The organism is Pseudomonas izuensis (genome assembly GCF_002356535.2).
Classification (GTDB): Bacteria; Pseudomonadota; Gammaproteobacteria; order Pseudomonadales; family Pseudomonadaceae; genus Aquipseudomonas; species Aquipseudomonas izuensis.
The window spans coordinates 5,410,433-5,427,255 of record NZ_AP017423.2 but is presented as its reverse complement, the minus strand read 5'-3'; the positions used below and the strand labels follow the sequence as shown (position 1 = coordinate 5,427,255).

General features: G+C 61.4%; 13 protein-coding genes and 1 pseudogene. 9 read left to right on the top strand and 5 right to left on the bottom strand.

Annotated features, from left to right (window positions below; all coding sequences use genetic code 11):
• Window positions 1-172 precede the first annotated feature (172 nt).
• Window positions 173-1,036, top strand: a complete 864-nt coding sequence (locus tag LAB08_RS24150; RefSeq protein WP_096509358.1) for a DNA-3-methyladenine glycosylase family protein — start codon at window positions 173-175, stop codon at window positions 1,034-1,036.
• Between the two features lie 120 nt (window positions 1,037-1,156).
• Here LAB08_RS24150 and LAB08_RS24145 read toward each other — a convergent pair whose 3' ends face one another.
• The 5 genes and pseudogenes from LAB08_RS24145 to gap all read right to left on the bottom strand — a co-directional run bounded on the left by LAB08_RS24145 (window position 1,157) and on the right by gap (window position 6,679).
• Window positions 1,157-2,506, bottom strand: a complete 1,350-nt coding sequence (locus tag LAB08_RS24145) for a CoA transferase (protein WP_096509359.1) — start codon at window positions 2,504-2,506, stop codon at window positions 1,157-1,159.
• Between the two features lie 171 nt (window positions 2,507-2,677).
• A complete protein-coding gene (locus LAB08_RS30845) occupies window positions 2,678-3,433 on the bottom strand; it encodes a methyl-accepting chemotaxis protein (protein WP_372237755.1) in 756 nt (251 codons plus the stop codon).
• Between the two features lie 102 nt (window positions 3,434-3,535).
• A pseudogene (locus tag LAB08_RS30840) lies at window positions 3,536-4,543 on the bottom strand (methyl-accepting chemotaxis protein); the annotation flags it as partial.
• 509 nt (window positions 4,544-5,052) lie between these two features.
• Entirely contained in the window at window positions 5,053-5,517 is a 465-nt protein-coding gene (locus LAB08_RS24135) for a methylglyoxal synthase (protein ID WP_096509361.1), read from the bottom strand.
• A gap of 160 nt (window positions 5,518-5,677) precedes the next feature.
• Window positions 5,678-6,679 carry a type I glyceraldehyde-3-phosphate dehydrogenase gene (gap, locus tag LAB08_RS24130; protein ID WP_096509362.1) on the bottom strand — a complete coding sequence of 334 codons (1,002 nt, stop codon included), beginning with the start codon at window positions 6,677-6,679 and terminating at the stop codon, window positions 5,678-5,680.
• Between the two features lie 220 nt (window positions 6,680-6,899).
• Here gap and edd point away from each other — a divergent pair, with 220 nt between their 5' ends.
• The 8 genes from edd (at window position 6,900) to LAB08_RS24090 (ending at window position 16,822) form a co-directional block, all read left to right on the top strand.
• Window positions 6,900-8,726, top strand: a complete 1,827-nt coding sequence (gene edd, locus LAB08_RS24125; RefSeq protein ID WP_096509363.1) for a phosphogluconate dehydratase — start codon at window positions 6,900-6,902, stop codon at window positions 8,724-8,726.
• Window positions 8,723-9,673: a glucokinase gene (locus LAB08_RS24120; RefSeq protein ID WP_096509364.1), complete on the top strand. Its 951-nt coding sequence runs from the start codon at window positions 8,723-8,725 to the stop codon at window positions 9,671-9,673. The genes edd and LAB08_RS24120 overlap by 4 nt, the downstream gene beginning before the upstream one ends.
• 159 nt (window positions 9,674-9,832) lie before the next feature.
• Window positions 9,833-10,564, top strand: a complete 732-nt coding sequence (locus LAB08_RS24115) for a response regulator (protein ID WP_096509365.1) — start codon at window positions 9,833-9,835, stop codon at window positions 10,562-10,564.
• 31 nt (window positions 10,565-10,595) lie between these two features.
• The gene (locus tag LAB08_RS24110; protein ID WP_436799366.1) at window positions 10,596-12,023 is read left to right on the top strand and encodes an ATP-binding protein; all 1,428 of its coding nucleotides are present in this window, start codon (window positions 10,596-10,598) and stop codon (window positions 12,021-12,023) included.
• Between the two features lie 227 nt (window positions 12,024-12,250).
• Window positions 12,251-13,510: a D-mannose isomerase gene (locus LAB08_RS24105; RefSeq protein WP_096509367.1), complete on the top strand. Its 1,260-nt coding sequence runs from the start codon at window positions 12,251-12,253 to the stop codon at window positions 13,508-13,510.
• Window positions 13,511-13,627: 117 nt separating this feature from the next.
• Window positions 13,628-14,926, top strand: a complete 1,299-nt coding sequence (locus tag LAB08_RS24100) for an ABC transporter substrate-binding protein (RefSeq protein ID WP_096509368.1) — start codon at window positions 13,628-13,630, stop codon at window positions 14,924-14,926.
• A 149-nt stretch (window positions 14,927-15,075) separates the two neighbouring features.
• Window positions 15,076-15,984, top strand: a complete 909-nt coding sequence (locus LAB08_RS24095; protein ID WP_096509369.1) for a carbohydrate ABC transporter permease — start codon at window positions 15,076-15,078, stop codon at window positions 15,982-15,984.
• Window positions 15,977-16,822, top strand: a complete 846-nt coding sequence (locus tag LAB08_RS24090) for a carbohydrate ABC transporter permease (RefSeq protein WP_096509370.1) — start codon at window positions 15,977-15,979, stop codon at window positions 16,820-16,822. Before LAB08_RS24095 ends, LAB08_RS24090 begins: the two co-directional genes overlap by 8 nt.
• Window position 16,823 lies beyond the last annotated feature (1 nt).

Sequence of the window (16,823 nt, the reverse complement as noted above, 5' to 3'; positions counted from 1 at the left end):
GTTTGGTGAAATCCTGCGCGCTGCAGGCAGGGATGTTTCCACTGTGGGGGCGAGCCTGCTCGCGAAGAGGGCGTGTCAGTCGACAGCAGTGTTGGCTGACACTCCGCTTTCGCGAGCAGGCTCGCTCCCACAAAGGATAGTCTGGTCACTTTGATCAATTTGAGGGACCACCATGAAGTTGTTGCTTGCGTATCAACCACCTTACGACTGGCCGGCGATGCTCGGCTTTTTGTCGGCGCGGGCAATTGCCGGAATGGAAGAAGTGGTCGACGGTGTTTACTCGCGCTCCATCGGCTTGAAAGGTGCTCACGGCAGCCTGTCGATCAAGCCTGCGACAGCGGACTCACTGGAGCTGACACTCGACTTCCCCGACCCGGCGGCCGTGCCCGAGATCGTCGCGCGGGTGCGACGGATGTTTGACCTGGATGCCGACCTGCCCTCGATTCATCAGCATTTGGCGGCTGATCCGCTGCTGGCGCGGTTGATTGCCGAGCGTCCGGGACTGCGTGTGCCGGGGGCCTGGGACGGACTGGAATTGGCGATTCGTGCGGTGTTGGGCCAGCAGATTACGGTGGGGGCCGCGATCAAACTGGCGGGGAAACTGGTGGCGCAATACGGCGTGCCAATGACCACGCCGCAGGGTGGCTTGAGCCACGTGTTTCCTGAGGCCGAGGTCTTGGCGATGGCGGATCTGGCGGCATTGGGGATGCCGAAAAGCCGTGGCCGCACATTGTCGGGCGTGGCCCGGGCATTGCTCGATGATCCGTTGCTGTTCGAACCGGGTCGGCAGGGCGGTGTGGCGCGCTTGCTGGCCTTGTACGGCATAGGTGACTGGACGGCGCAATACATTGCCCTGCGGCAGTTGCGCGAGATGAATGGGTTTCCCACGGGGGATGTGGGGTTGATCAATGCCTTGGCAGCGCTTGAGGGGCAGGGCGTGACAGCGCGGCAGTTGTCGTTGCGGGCTGAAGGGTGGCGGCCGTATCGGGGGTATGCGGCGCAGTTGCTTTGGACTTCGTTGAGTCGGTCGGATTGAGGCTGGCCCTGCTTTTGTGTTGATTGAACTGACGCCATCGCGGGCAAGCCTTGCTCCCACAGTAGGAGCGAAGACGATCAACTGTGGGAGCAAGGCTTGCCCGCGATGGCGTCCGGAAGGTCACCACCACTGCGGGCGATGGGAACCCAATTCAGAGGCCGCAATCGCCCACTGCAACGGCGTACCGGTGATTTTCAGCGGCACCTGCAACCGATGCGCCGGCCCCCAAGGCGTCTGTTCGACCAGCATCCCCTGATCGCTTTCATCCTCTGCCCGCAACAGCTGCCCGGTATCGGTGCCATTCTCGATCAACAACTTCGCCGTGCGCGCCAACGACAGCCGTGCCGAACCACCTTGTCCGCTGCGCAAGCGCTCTGCCAACAAGGTGATCGCGCTGGCCGCCATCAGATACCCGGTGGCGTGATCGAGGGCTTGCAGTGGAAGGGGCGTCGGTTTATCGGTTTTTTTCCACTGCATACCGGCTTCGGCAATGCCGCTGCTCATCTGCACCAGGCTGTCGAAGCCACGGCGATTCTGCCACGGGCCGCTCCAGCCATAGGCATTGAGGCAAACGTCGATCAGCCCGGGAGCCAGTTTTTGCCGGTCACCGACACCGTACCCCAAACCTTCCAAAGCATCGGCGCGGTAGCCGTGGATCACGATGTCGGCGTCCTTGAGCAGGCTTTCGAACACGCGGCGGTCGGCTTTGTCATGCAGGTCCAGGCGAGCACAGCGCTTGCCTAGCGTCATTTCCGGTACGACACCCGGTTCGTTCCAGGTGGGCGGGTCGATGCGCAAGACGTCGGCACCCAGGCCGGCGAGAAAACGGCTGGCGACGGGACCGGCGAGTACGCGGGTCAAGTCCAGCACCTTGATCCCGGCCAACGGCTGCGCCACCGATCCCTGCCAGGGTTTGGTGTTATGGCTATGGTGGGCGGCGAACTGAATCAACGGTTCGGCGTTCACAGCCTGGCCTTGTGGATGGACCTGCCACTGCTCCCGGCTGCGCATTTCGGCGGCGCAGCCACCGGCATCGACCACGGCCTGCTCCAGATCACTCTTGGCCCATTGCGCCACTTTGCTCGCTACCCCTGCACGGTCAGCGCAGGCGCCAAGCACCGATTCTGCGGCGGCGCGGTGATGGGGGGCATTGGTGTGCAGGCGAATCCAGCCATCCTTGGCGGCATAGTCACCGGCGATGGGGTCCCACAGTGGCGGAACACTCCAGCCCAACGGTCGGATCGAACTCGCGAACCAGAAGGAGGCCAGGCGCCGGTCGACTTCGAGGCCGGGCAAGCGTCCGGTTTGTTGGTGCAACAATTCACTGATGGCCTGGCCGGCGACGGCGATGCTGGCACAGGCCAGGTCCGTGACGGCAAACGCCGAGGGCAGGGCGCCCGTGGAAGTGAAGGGGATTGGCGTGTGCGGCAAGCCGAGTGCGGCTTGAATGGACGTGAGTAAATCAGTCATCGAAGGCCCTCCGGAGCGAGAGCCCGAGCATAGATCAAAATCCGGGTCGATCGGATGAAATCCCCTGTAGGAGCAAAGCTTGCTCGCGATGGCGTCGTGACAGTCAACCATGCGGGGCCTGATCCGGCGCCATCGCGAGCAAGCTTTGCTCCTACAGTATTGTGTTGTTCATTACACCCGGAACTGATCCATCAGTTTCATCTGGTGGGTGGTCAGGTTGTTGAGTTGGCTGCTGATCTGCGCCGATTCGGTGGCCTGTCCGGTCAGGGTTTCGGTGACGGTGCGGATCGCCGAGACGTTGCGGTTGACCTCTTCGGCCACGGCGCTTTGCTGTTCGGCGGCGCTGGCGATTTGCAGGTTCATGTCACTGATGACGGTGACCGCGTCGCTGATTTTGCTCAAGGCCTGCACCGCTTGCTGGATCTGTCCGGCGTTGCTGTGGGCCTGGGTCTGGCTCGAATGCATGGTGGCGACCACGCCGCGAGTACCGCTCTGGATGCGCTCGATCACCAGGCGGATTTCCTCGACCGAGTCCTGGGTGCGTTTGGCCAGGTTGCGCACTTCATCGGCCACCACCGCAAACCCGCGACCGCTCTCACCGGCACGGGCGGCTTCAATCGCCGCGTTCAGCGCCAGCAGGTTGGTTTGTTCGGCGATGCTGCGGATCACCTCCAGCACCGAACCGATCTGCTCACTGTTCACCGCCAGTGCTTCAACTTCACTTACGGCCTTGCTGACTTCGTCGGCCAGTTGATTGATGTCGCGGGTACTGCGCTCGATGATCTGCATGCCATCGCGAGCCGACTGGTCGGCGCCCTTGGCGGCATTGGCGGCGTTCGACGCACTGTTGGCAACGTCGTGGGCGGTGGCGCTCATTTCGTTGGACGCGGTGGCAACCTGGTCGATTTCGCGGAACTGCACCTGCATGCCTTCGCTGGTCTGGCGGGCGATTTCCGAAGACTGGTCGGCCGTGCCGCGGGCATCGGTGATGCTCTGCTTGATTTGCGCGATGGTCGGTTGCAGCTTGTCGAGGAAGCGGTTGAACCAACTGACCAACTCGCCCAGTTCATCCTTTTTGCCGTAGTGCAGGCGTTGAGTCAGGTCGCCGTCGCCGCTGGCAATCGCCTTGAGCATGTCGGCCACGCTGTTGATCGGCCGGGTAACGCCCGAGGCGGTGAGCCAGATCAGCAGCAAACCGATCAGCCCGGCAATGATCGCCACACCCACTGCCTTGATCGTGCCGCTTTGCCGGGCGTCGTCGAGCACCGCTTGCAGTTTCACCGAGTCGGCCAGCAACACTTGCTTGGGCAGGTCGATCACCACGCCCCAGGCCTTGGCGTCGGCAATCGGGCTGACCGGGTACACCGCGCGGATCAGGTCACCTTGTTCGAGCACCTTCGGTGCGCCGACGCCCAGCAGTTGCAGCGCGTCCTTGCCAACTGCGCCGAGGGTATCGCCGATGCTTTTGCCGACCTTCGTTGCATCGACACTGTAGGCAGCCATGACACCCGTGCCGGAAACAATCAACATGTGCCCGGCACTGTTGAACAGTTCGCGCTGGGCGTCGACCGCCGCGGCTTGCAGGGCATCGAGGGCGATATCGATACCGACCACGCCGATGGATTTGCCCTCCACCAGCAGCGGCACGGAAATGGTGGTCATCAACACTTCCTTGCCGCCCACCGTATCGGCGTAAGGGTCGAGCAGGCAGGTGCGCTTGCTGTCCCGAGGGCAGGTGTACCAGACGTTGTAGGGCGTACCGCTGAGGTTCAGGGTGGTTTTGGTCATGTCCTCTTCGACCATGATCGTGTTGAGCGCTTCACCCCCGGCACGGCTCCAATAGGTCGCGAATCGGCCGATCTCGTTGGACTGGCGGGCGGCGTCACTGACGAACTCACTGTCCTTGCCGTCCAGGCCATTGGGTTCGAACGCCAGCCAGATACCCAGCACTTTGCCGTTGCGCTCGAAGGCGGTTTTCAGGCTCTGGTTCAACTCTTCACGCAGGGCACCGGGCTCAAGTGAACGCTTGGCGGCCATGGCGCGCATGTCCTTGATCTGATCCGCCAGGGCGGTCACCACAGTCAGGGTCTCGCCGAAGGTCTTCTGCACCCGCACCGCCTGCTCGGCCGCCTTGGCCTGCAACAGGTTCTGCACACTCTCGGTGAGCATCTTGCGGCTGGAGGCACTGACCAGCTCATCATTCTGGTTGGTCTGGTAGACGTTCATGCCCACGATCAACGTGACTACGCCGAGCAGGCACAGACCGGAGAGCAGGACAGTTTTCAGGCGGATGGACAGTGAGTCGAACATAGGGCGAACTCGCGAATGGGTGAGGTGTTGGCTGGAGTCGGGAACGACTCGTTACGCCAAATCCATTCAGCGCCATTCATGGCACATCGGCGTCGGTATGAGGTGCATGAGGCCGATGCCGACGAACGGTCATGGTTGAACGTTTGCGGGGGAAAATGTGCCGAAAAGCGGAAAAAAACGAGAAAAAAAGCGGTGTGATTCAGGCCCGATTGCCCAGGCCCATCCCGCCCGGCTTCTTAACTGCGCCCCGACAAATACGTCGCGTAATCCGGAATCCGGTGCGTGTGCGCCTGATTCATCAATGGGCTGCTGAGCAGGTAGTCGGCGCTGCATTCGTTGCACGCCACCGGAATGTTCCAGACCGCTGCAACGCGAAGCAATGCCTTGATGTCCGGATCGTGGGGTTGTGGTTCGAAAGGGTCCCAGAAGAACACCAGCATGTCGACCCGTTGCTCGGCGATTCGCCCGCCGAGCTGTTGGTCGCCGCCCAGCGGTCCGCTGATCATGCTCTCTACGGGCAGGTCGAGGCGTTGTTGCAACAACAACCCCGTGGTGCCGGTGGCGACCAGTTCGTGTTGCGCGAGCTTGTCTTTCTGCCGCTCGGCCCAGTCCAGCAGAAACACCTTGCAGTGGTCATGGGCGACCAGGGCGACGCGCTTGCGGGCTGCCATGGTCTTTTGAGTGAAGGTGATTCCGATCATCGACGGTACTCCGGAAATGGCACGCACCCTGTAGGAGCGAGCTTGCTCGCGATGAACTGTCGAACACCGCGGGGCATCAGGTTCCCCGCGTTATCGTTCACGACCATCGCGACGGTGCGACGATTCGACAGGCTCGCTCCTACAGGAAGGGGGGCGAGGCTTATTCGGCGTTACACAACGCCAGGCAGTTATCGAGCATGCGGTTGGAGAAGCCCCATTCGTTGTCGTACCAGGCCAGTACCTTGAGCAGCTTGCCGCTGGTTTTGGTGTGGTTGGCGTCGAAGATCGACGACAGCGGGTTGTGGTTGAAGTCGCTGGAGACCAGCGGCAGGGTGTTGTAGCCGAGGATCTTCGAGTGCTGACTGGCATGCTTGAGCAGTTCGTTGACCTCTTCGGCCGACGCTTCACGCTTGAGCTGCACGGTCAGGTCCACCAGGGACACGTTGATCACTGGTACGCGCACCGACATGCCGGTCAACTTGCCCGCCAGTTCCGGCAACACCAGGCCGACCGCTTCGGCCGCACCGGTCTTGCTCGGAATCATGTTCTGGGTAGCCGAACGGGCACGGTACGGGTCGACGTGGTAGACGTCGGTCAGGTGCTGGTCATTGGTGTAGGCGTGGATCGTGGTCATCAGGCCGCTTTCGATGCCCAGCTCGCGATGCAGCACCTGGGCCACCGGTGCCAGGCAGTTGGTGGTGCACGACGCGTTGGAAATAATCTGGTGCGACTGGCGCAGAATGTCGTGGTTGACCCCGTAAACCACGGTGGCGTCGGCGCCCTTGGCCGGGGCCGAGATGATCACTTTGCGTGCGCCGGCCGTAATATGCGCGGCGGCTTTGGTCCGGTCGGTGAACAGACCGGTGCATTCGAATACCACATCAATCTTTTCCGCGGCCCAAGGCAGGTCGGCCGGATTGCGAATGGCACTGACGGAGATACGGTCGCCGTTGACGGTGAGGCTTTCCTGATCATGCTGGACATCGGCGTCGAACGTGCCATGAACCGTGTCGTACTTGAGCAGGTGCGCATTGATCGCGCTGTCCCCCAAATCGTTGATGGCGACGATCTGCAGATCCTGACGATAGCCTTGGGTATAGAGTGCGCGCAGAACGTTACGGCCAATGCGGCCAAAACCATTGATAGCTATTCGTAGAGTCATTTGTCAGCGCCGCCGTCGTTTTGTTGTTGGAATAACAAGATTATTCGTAAAAAAATAGAAAACAAGCCTTTTTAATGGCAATATTTTGTTCAATCTACAACGAGTGACCTGAATCAACTGGTCCCAATGGTCAACAACGCCGTCTGTCATCCCATCGACAACGGTTGTTGATCAGCATAGACAATCAGGTCGCCACATCCGTTAGCCTGGAGTTCTACACATGCATCCCCGCGTCCTTGAGGTCACCGAACGGCTTATCGCCCGCAGCCGCGCCACGCGTGAGGCTTACCTTGCACTGATTCGCGGTGCGGCCAGCGACGGTCCCATGCGCGGGAAACTGCAATGCGCCAACTTCGCCCACGGCGTGGCCGGCTGCGGCAGCGATGACAAGAACAGCCTGCGGATGATGAACTCCGCCAACATCGCAATAGTTTCGTCATATAACGACATGCTCTCGGCGCACCAGCCGTACGAAGTCTTCCCGGAACTGATCAAAAAGGCCCTGCGCGAGATCGGCTCGGTCGGCCAGTTCGCCGGAGGCACCCCGGCCATGTGCGATGGCGTGACCCAGGGCGAGCCAGGCATGGAGCTGAGCTTGCCGAGCCGTGAAGTGATCGCCTTGTCCACCGCCGTGGCCTTGTCCCACAACATGTTCGACGGCGCGCTGATGCTGGGCATCTGCGACAAGATCGTCCCGGGCCTGATGATGGGCGCGCTGCGCTTCGGTCATCTGCCGATGATTTTCGTCCCGGGCGGGCCAATGGTGTCGGGCATTTCCAACAAGCAGAAAGCCGACGTGCGCCAGCGCTATGCCGAAGGCAAGGCCAGCCGCGAAGAGCTGCTGGAGTCGGAAATGAACTCCTACCACAGCCCCGGCACCTGCACCTTCTACGGCACCGCCAACACCAACCAGCTGCTGATGGAAGTCATGGGCCTGCACTTGCCGGGCGCGTCCTTCGTCAACCCGAACACGCCTTTGCGCGATGCCCTGACCCGCGAAGCGGCGCATCAGGTCACACGCCTGACCAAGCAGAACGGCAACTACCTGCCGATCGGCGAAATCGTCGACGAGCGTTCGCTGGTCAACTCCATCGTCGCCCTGCACGCCACCGGTGGTTCCACCAACCACACTCTGCACATGCCGGCCATCGCCATGGCGGCAGGCATCCAGTTGACCTGGCAGGACATGGCCGACCTCTCCGAGGTGGTGCCGACCCTGAGCCACGTCTATCCGAACGGCAAGGCCGACATCAACCACTTCCAGGCCGCGGGCGGCATGTCGTTCCTGATCCGTGAACTGCTGGACGCCGGACTGCTCCATGAGAACGTCAACACGGTGCTGGGCCATGGCCTGAGCCGTTACACCCAGGAACCGTTCCTCGACAACGGTGAACTGGTCTGGCGCGAAGGCATCACTGAAAGCCTCGATGAAAGCATCCTGCGCCCGGTTGCTCGCGCGTTCTCCCCAGAGGGCGGCTTGCGGGTGATGGAAGGCAACCTCGGTCGCGGGGTGATGAAGGTGTCGGCCGTGGCCGTGGAAAACCAGATCGTCGAAGCACCGGCCATGGTGTTCCAGGATCAACAGGATCTGGCCGACGCGTTCAAGGCCGGTTTGCTGGAGAAGGATTTTGTCGCGGTAATGCGCTTCCAGGGCCCACGCTCCAACGGCATGCCGGAGCTGCACAAAATGACGCCGTTCCTCGGCGTGCTGCAGGATCGCGGCTTCAAGGTCGCACTGGTGACCGACGGACGTATGTCCGGGGCCTCGGGGAAAATCCCGGCAGCCATTCACGTCAGTCCCGAAGCCTATGTGGGCGGCGCTTTGGCGCGGGTGCAAGAGGGCGATATCATCCGCGTCGATGGCGTCAAAGGCACTTTGGAGCTTAAGGTGGACGCCGAAGAATTCGCAGCGCGCACGCCGGCCAAGGGATTGTTGGGCAACAACATCGGCACCGGTCGCGAGCTGTTCGGTTTCATGCGCATGGCCTTCAGCTCGGCGGAGCAGGGCGCCAGCGCCTTTACTTCTGCCCTGGAGACGCTTAATTGAAACTGGCTTTGGTCGGTGACATCGGTGGGACCAACGCACGGTTCGCGTTGTGGAAAAACCAGCAGCTGGAATCGGTCCAGGTGCTCGCGACGGCCGACCATGCCAGCCCGGAAGAGGCGATCAGCCTCTACCTGAGCGGCTTGGGGCTGGCGCCGGGTTCGATCGGCTCGGTGTGCCTGTCGGTGGCCGGCCCGGTGAGCGGTGATGAATTCAAGTTCACCAACAACCACTGGCGCCTCAGTCGCCAGGGCTTCTGCCGGACCTTGCAGGTCGAGCAACTGTTGCTGGTCAATGACTTCTCGGCGATGGCCCTGGGCATGACGCGTTTGCAGCCGGGCGAATTTCGCGTGGTCTGCGAAGGCACGCCTGAGCCGCTGCGCCCTGCGGTGGTGATCGGTCCGGGTACTGGCCTTGGCGTAGGCACCTTGCTCGACCTCGGCGAAAGGCGTTTTGCCGCGCTGCCGGGGGAGGGTGGTCACGTCGATTTGCCGCTGAGCAGTCCGCGGGAAACCCAGTTGTGGCAGCACATCTTTAATGAGATCGGGCATGTCAGCGCGGAAACCGCGTTGAGCGGCGGTGGTTTGCCTCGGGTCTACCGGGCGATCTGTGCGGTGGACGGCCACACGCCGGTACTCGACACCCCGGAAGCGATCACCGCTGCCGGTCTGGCGGGCGACCCGATTGCCCTGGAAGTGCTCGAACAATTCTGCTGCTGGCTCGGTCGCGTGGCCGGTAACAACGTATTGACCACGGGTGCGCGCGGTGGCGTGTACATCGTCGGTGGCGTGATTCCGCGCTTCGCCGATTTCTTCCTCGAAAGCGGTTTCGCCCGGTGCTTTGCCGACAAGGGCTGCATGAGCGATTACTTCAAGGGGATACCGGTGTGGCTGGTGACGGCACCGTATTCCGGGTTGGTGGGCGCGGGTGTGGCGCTGGACCAGATGTAAGACCGAGTTGCCTTCATCGCGAGCAAGCATTGCTCCCACAGGGTCTGCAGCGAAACCTGTGGGAGCAAAGCTTGCTCGCGATGGGGCCGGAGCAGACAACATAGATTTACGCTCGATCAGGCATAATCCGCCCAATTCAAACAACAAGGACGCCGCCCCGTGAGCTCAGTCAACAAGTCGATTTTGTTGGTCGATGACGATCAAGAGATACGCGAGTTGCTGGACACCTACCTGACCCGCGCCGGTTTCCTGGTCCGCACCACGCCCGATGGCGCCGGGTTCCGGCAGGCGTTGAACGATCAGCCGAGCGACCTGGTGATCCTCGACGTGATGCTGCCGGACGAGGACGGTTTCAGTCTGTGTCGCTGGATTCGCCAGCACCCCAAGCGAGCGCAGGTGCCGATCATCATGCTCACCGCCAGTTCCGACGAGGCCGACCGGGTCATCGGCCTGGAGCTGGGTGCCGACGATTACCTGGGCAAACCCTTCAGCCCCCGTGAATTGCAGGCACGCATCAAAGCCCTGTTGCGCCGGGCCCAGTTCGGGCAGGAACGAAACGGCGGTGAAGTGCTGGCTTTCGATGACTGGCGGCTGGACATGGTCAGCCACCGGTTGTTTCACATCGATGGCGAAGAGGTGATTCTGTCCGGCGCCGATTTCGCCTTGTTGAAACTGTTCCTCGATCACCCTCAGGAAATCCTCGACCGCGACACCATCGGTAACGCCACCCGGGGCCGCGAACTGATGCCGCTCGATCGCATCGTCGACATGGCCGTCAGTCGCCTGCGCCAGCGCCTGCGCGATACGGAAAAGCCGCCACGGTTGATTCGCACCGTGCGGGGCAGCGGCTACCAGTTGGCGGCCAATGTGATTGCCAACAATGGTCACTGAGTCCCTGCGCAAACTCGCCGCACGAGTACCGGTGCCGCGCTCGCTGCTCGGGCGCATGTTGCTGCTGACCCTGCTGGCGGTGCTGTTCGCCCAGGCGTTGTCGAGCGTGATCTGGGTTTCGCAATTGCGCGCCACGCAACTTGAAGGCCTGGTCACCAGCGCCCGCAGCCTCGCCCATTCGATGACCGCCAGTGTCAGTTATTTCCGTTCATTGCCGGTGGCGTTCCGGCCGTTGGTGCTCGATCAGTTGCGCAGCATGGGCGGCACGCGGTTCGTGGTCACGCTCAACGACAAACCACTGGGCATGGAAGTCTTGCCGATCACGCCGCGCAAGGCGGCGGTGATCAAAGCGGTGGATGAAGTGTTGCGCCAATCCCTGGGCCAGGACACCGATATCTCGGTGACCTTTGTCAGCCCCGAGGACCTGCGGATCTTCAATGGCGGCCTGAAACTCGACGAGCTACCACGTTCCTGGGCGCACTACGCGTTGACGCTGGAACCGGTGAACCCGCCGGTGCTGGTGACGCAGATCCAGATGGCGCCCGGTGAATGGCTGTACATCGCCTCGTTGTTGCCCGAACCCTACACCAGTCTTGAAGAACAAGGCCTGCCGGCGCAACAGGTGTGGTTCATTGTCCTCACCAGCGGCTTTCTGCTGTTGTTCATTGGCCTGTTGGTGCATTGGCAGAGCCGTCCACTCAAGCGTCTGGCGCGGGCGGCGCGGGACTTGTCGCTGGGCGCCGACGTCGAGCCGGTAGCCGAGGGCGGCGGCAGTGAAGTGGTCGAAGTCGGCCGGGCCTTCAACACCATGCGCGAACGCATCAGCCGTTACCTGACCGAACGCAGTCAGTTGTTCAGCGCGATTTCCCACGACCTGCGCACGCCGATCACCCGGTTGCGGCTGCGGGTCGAATTGCTCGAAGACGAAAAACTGCAAGCCAAGTTCGGCCGTGATCTGGACGAATTGGAGTTGCTGGTCAAAGGCGCGCTGCAATGCGTGAAAGACACCGATATCCACGAAAACATCGAGCCGGTGGATCTCAATCATGTACTCCATTGTCTGGTGGAACCTTATCTGGCACCGAACGGCAACGGCCGCGTGACCCAGCAGGGGCGGGCACTGGCGGCTTATCCGGGCAAGCCGCTGGCGCTCAAGCGTTGCATCGGCAACCTGATCGACAACGCCTTGAAGTACGGACAGAACGCCCACCTGCACATCGATGACGATGACAGTGCGTTCGTGCTGCATGTCGACGACGAAGGGCCGGGGGTTCCCGAGCAGCGGCTGGAGCAGGTGTTCGAGCCACACTTCCGTCTGGCCGGGCAGCAACAGGGGTATGGGTTGGGGCTGGGGATCGCCCGGAACATTGCCCATAGTCATGGGGGGGAAGTGAGTTTGCAGAATTTGCGTGAAGGCGGGTTGCGGGTGACGTTGCAGTTGCCGCGCAGTGTTGATTAGTTAAACCGCGTTATCGTTCTTCGCGAGCAGGCTCGCCCCCACAGTGGTTTCGCGTCTAATACCAATCCAATGTGGGAGCGAGCCTGCTCGCGAAGGCGTCAGACCATGCAACACATTCTTCAAGGCAATTGTCACTGAACGGTGACATAACCCACCCCCTTCGTTACAAGCCCGCCCCGGCCCGTTGTTTAGACTCCCCTCAGTCATAACAACAAAAAAGGCCCCCCATGCACACCTTCCAACCCGCCTTCAGCAGTTGGCTGAACGCACCCGCCCATCAGCAATGGCTCGCCGTCGAAGGCCTGCGCCTGCTGGCGTTTGCCAAGGCTTCGAAGCTACCCGAAGGCTTCGGCAATCTCGACGAACGAGGTCGTTTGCCGGCCGACGCGCAAGCCGAAACCATGAACACCGCGCGCATGACCCACAGCTTCGCCCTGGCCCATATCCAAGGCCTGCCGGGGTTTGCCGAGCTGGTGGATCACGGCATCCAGGCCCTGCGCGGGCCGTTGCGCGATGCGCTGTACGGTGGCTGGTTCGCCGTCGCCGAACACCGTGACGGCAATACCGGCAAGAACGCCTACCTGCATGCCTTCGTGGCGCTGGCCGCCAGTTCCGCTGTGGTTGCGCAACGTCCCGGTGCGCAAGCCTTGCTCGACGATGCCATCGACATCATCGACACGTATTTCTGGAGCGAGGAGGAGGGCGCCATGCGCGAGTCCTTCAACCGTGACTGGAAAGCAGAGGAAGCCTATCGCGGTGCCAACAGCAACATGCACGCCACCGAAGCCTTTCTCGCACTGGCCGATGTCACCGACGACAAGCGCTGGCTGTGCCGGGCTCAGCGCATCGTCGAACGGGTGATTCATGGTCATGCCGCCACCAACGGCTACCTGGTGGTCGAGCATTTCGACCTCGACTGGCAGCCGTTGCGTGAATACAACCGCGACAACCCGGCCGACGGTTTTCGCCCGTACGGCACCACGCCTGGGCACGGTTTCGAATGGGCACGGCTGTTGTTGCACCTCGAAGCGGCGCGAGTGCGAGCCGGGATGCTCACTCCGGGCTGGCTGGCCACCGATGCGCAAAAACTCTTCGAGCAAAACTGCCTGCATGGCTGGGATGTCGATGGTGCGCCCGGCATTGTCTACACCCTCGACTGGGACAATCGCGCCGTGGTTCGCCACCGCCTGCACTGGACTCATTGCGAAGCCAGCGCCGCTGCCAGTGCCTTGCTCAAGCGTACGGGCGATGCGCAGTACGAACACTGGTACCGACTATTCTGGGAGTTCTGTGACCGTCATTTCATCGACCGCTGCGAGGGTAGCTGGCACCACGAACTCGATCCGTTGAACCGCCCGAGCGCCGATATCTGGGCGGGCAAACCGGATCTTTATCACGCCTGGCAAGCCCTGTTGATCCCGCGCCTGCCATTGGCGCCGAGCATGGCCAGTGCTCTGGCAGCGTTGTCCCAGAGCGCTCCTGTGTAACCATATGGTGACATTCGCGCGTCCCTTCGTTACCTGCCAAGGGTTGGCGCCTGTTTAAAATCCTATGCAGCGCAAGCAACAGACTTGCATGCATAACAACAAGAAAGGTGCTCCTAGATGAATGCGATTTCTCGCCTCGCTACTGTCATTTCTCTCGCTTCCCTGTCTGCGCTCCCCCTCAGTGTCCTCGCTGCCGAATCCAAAGGTTCCGTTGAAGTCGTTCACTGGTGGACGTCCGGTGGTGAAAAGGCAGCGGTCGATGTCCTCAAGGCTCAAGTCGAAAAAGACGGCTTCACCTGGAAGGACGGCGCAGTCGCCGGTGGTGGCGGTTCCACGGCCATGACCGTTCTCAAGAGCCGCGCCGTCGCCGGCAATCCGCCGGGCGTTGCCCAGATCAAAGGCCCGGACATCCAGGAGTGGGGCAGCACCGGCCTGCTCAGCACCGACGCGTTGAAAGACGTTTCCAAGGCGGAAAACTGGGATGGCCTGCTGTCGAAGAAAGTCTCCGACACCGTGAAGTACGAAGGCGATTACGTAGCCGTGCCGGTGAACATCCACCGCGTCAACTGGCTGTGGATCAACCCGGAAGTGTTCAAGAAAGCCGGGATCGACAAGGCCCCGACCACCCTCGAAGAATTCTATGCAGCGGGCGACAAGCTGAAAGCCGCCGGCTTCATCGCGCTCGCTCACGGTGGCCAGCCGTGGCAGGACAGCACCGTGTTCGAAGACGTGGTGCTCTCGGTTATGGGCGCTGACGGTTACAAGAAAGCCCTGGTGGATCTCGATCAGAAAACCCTGTCCGGCCCTGAGATGACCAAGTCGTTCGCCGAGCTGAAAAAGATCACCGGTTACATGGACCCGAACCGCGCCGGTCGTGACTGGAACATCGCCGCCGCCGACGTCATCAACGGCAAGGCCGGCATGCAGATGATGGGCGACTGGGCGAAAAGCGAATGGACCGCCGCGAAGAAAGTCGCCGGCAAGGACTACCAGTGCGTAGCGTTCCCGGGCACTGAAAAAGCCTTCACCTACAACATCGACTCCCTGGCGGTGTTCAAGCTCAAGGCCGATCGCAAGGGTGACATCGCTGCCCAGCAAGACCTGGCCAAGGTCGCATTGGGTACCGACTTCCAGAAAGTCTTCAGCATGAACAAGGGTTCGATCCCGGTGCGTAACGACATGCTGAACGAAATGGACAAGCTCGGTTTCGACGAGTGTGCCCAGAAGTCGGCGAAGGACTTCATCGCGGACGACAAGACCGGCGGCCTGCAACCAAGCATGGCGCACAACATGGCCACCTCTCTGGCCGTGCAAGGCGCGATCTTCGACGTGGTCACCAACTTCATGAACGACAAGGACGCCGACCCGGCCAAGGCCAGTGCTCAACTGGCGTCGGCGGTCAAAGCGGCCCAGTAATCCTCAGCACCGAGTGAGCCCCTGTAGGAGCGAGCCTGCTCGCGATGGTGTGTCAGATACACAGATGTCGACTGACACTCCATCGCCAGCAGGCTGGTTCCTACAAGGGATCGCACTCCGATCCTTTACATCTAACCTGGATTATCCCGATGAGCTCTGTGGCGGTTTTCAGCAAAGCCTCACCGTTCGATGCGCTGCAACGCTGGTTACCCAAGTTGGTACTGGCGCCGAGCATGCTGATCGTGTTGGTTGGCTTTTACGGTTACATCATCTGGACGTTCATTCTGTCCTTCACCAATTCCAGCTTCATGCCGAGCTACAAGTGGGTTGGCCTGCAGCAATACATGCGCCTGATGGACAACGACCGCTGGTGGGTCGCGAGCAAAAACCTCGCACTGTTCGGCGGCCTGTTCATCGGTATCAGCCTGGTGCTGGGCGTGTTCCTCGCGGTGCTGCTGGACCAGCGCATCCGCAAGGAAGGCTTCATCCGCACCGTCTACCTGTACCCGATGGCGCTATCGATGATCGTCACCGGTACCGCGTGGAAATGGCTGCTCAACCCAGGCCTTGGCCTGGACAAGATGCTGCGTGACTGGGGCTGGGAAGGCTTCCGGCTGGACTGGCTGGTGGATCAGGATCGCGTGGTGTATTGCCTGGTGATCGCCGCCGTGTGGCAAGCCTCCGGTTTTGTGATGGCGATGTTCCTCGCCGGCCTGCGCGGTGTCGATCAGTCGATCATCCGTGCCGCGCAAGTCGACGGTGCGAGCCTGCCGACCATCTACCTGAAGATCGTACTGCCGAGCCTGCGCCCGGTGTTCTTCAGCGCCTTCATGATCCTCGCGCACATTGCGATCAAGAGCTTCGACCTGGTGGCGGCGATGACCGCCGGCGGTCCCGGCTACTCGTCCGACCTGCCGGCGATGTTCATGTACTCCTTCACCTTCAGCCGTGGCCAGATGGGCATCGGTTCGGCCAGCGCCATGCTGATGCTCGGTGCCGTGCTGACCATCCTCGTGCCGTACCTGTACTCCGAGCTGCGAGGCAAACGCCATGACTGATCAATTCGGAAAGCGCGGCCTGAGCTTCAGCCGAGTCGCGATTTACACAACGCTGTTACTGGCCGCTGCGGTCTACTTGATCCCGCTGGTGGTGATGCTGCTGACCAGCTTCAAAACGCCGGAAGACATCCGCACCGGCAACCTGTTGAGCTGGCCGGCCGTGATCGACGGCATTGGCTGGATCAAGGCCTGGGATGTGGTGGGCGGTTACTTCTGGAACTCGGTGAAAATTACCGTACCGGCGGTGCTGATCTCGACCTTCATCGGTGCCATGAACGGTTACGTGCTGTCGATGTGGCGCTTCCGCGGTTCGCAACTGTTCTTCGGCCTGTTGCTGTTCGGCTGCTTCCTGCCGTTCCAGACCGTGCTGCTACCGGCCTCGTTCACCCTCGGCAAGTTCGGCCTGGCGAACACCACCTCGGGCCTGGTGCTGGTGCACGTGGTCTACGGCCTGGCGTTCACCACACTGTTCTTCCGTAACTACTACGTGAGCATTCCGGATGCCCTGGTCAAGGCTGCACGTCTGGATGGCGCAGGTTTCTTCACGATCTTCTGGAAGATCCTGCTGCCGATGTCGATCCCGATCGTGATGGTCTGCCTGATCTGGCAGTTCACCCAGATCTGGAATGACTTCCTGTTCGGCGTGGTGTTCGCCAGTGGCGATGCCCAGCCGATTACCGTGGCGCTGAACAATCTGGTCAACACCAGCACCGGGACCAAGGAATACAACGTTGATATGGCCGCCGCGATGATCGCCGGGCTGCCGACACTGTTGGTCTACATATTCGCTGGCAAGTATTTCCTGCGTGGGCTGACGTCCGGCGCGGTCAAGGGGTAGA

Excerpts from the sequence above, each read along its gene's own strand:
- LAB08_RS24090 (WP_096509370.1), top strand. The coding sequence starts at position 15,977 with ATGACTGATCAATTCGGAAAGCGCGGCCTGAGCTTCAGCCGAGTCGCG.
- LAB08_RS24100 (WP_096509368.1), top strand. The coding sequence starts at position 13,628 with ATGAATGCGATTTCTCGCCTCGCTACTGTCATTTCTCTCGCTTCCCTG.
- LAB08_RS24135 (WP_096509361.1), bottom strand. The coding sequence starts at position 5,517 with ATGATCGGAATCACCTTCACTCAAAAGACCATGGCAGCCCGCAAGCGC.
- LAB08_RS30845 (WP_372237755.1), bottom strand. The coding sequence starts at position 3,433 with ATGCAGGTGCAGTTCCGCGAAATCGACCAGGTTGCCACCGCGTCCAAC.
- edd (WP_096509363.1), top strand. The coding sequence starts at position 6,900 with ATGCATCCCCGCGTCCTTGAGGTCACCGAACGGCTTATCGCCCGCAGC.
- LAB08_RS24150 (WP_096509358.1), top strand. The coding sequence starts at position 173 with ATGAAGTTGTTGCTTGCGTATCAACCACCTTACGACTGGCCGGCGATG.
- LAB08_RS24105 (WP_096509367.1), top strand. The coding sequence starts at position 12,251 with ATGCACACCTTCCAACCCGCCTTCAGCAGTTGGCTGAACGCACCCGCC.
- LAB08_RS24095 (WP_096509369.1), top strand. The coding sequence starts at position 15,076 with ATGAGCTCTGTGGCGGTTTTCAGCAAAGCCTCACCGTTCGATGCGCTG.
- LAB08_RS24145 (WP_096509359.1), bottom strand. The coding sequence starts at position 2,506 with ATGACTGATTTACTCACGTCCATTCAAGCCGCACTCGGCTTGCCGCAC.
- gap (WP_096509362.1), bottom strand. The coding sequence starts at position 6,679 with ATGACTCTACGAATAGCTATCAATGGTTTTGGCCGCATTGGCCGTAAC.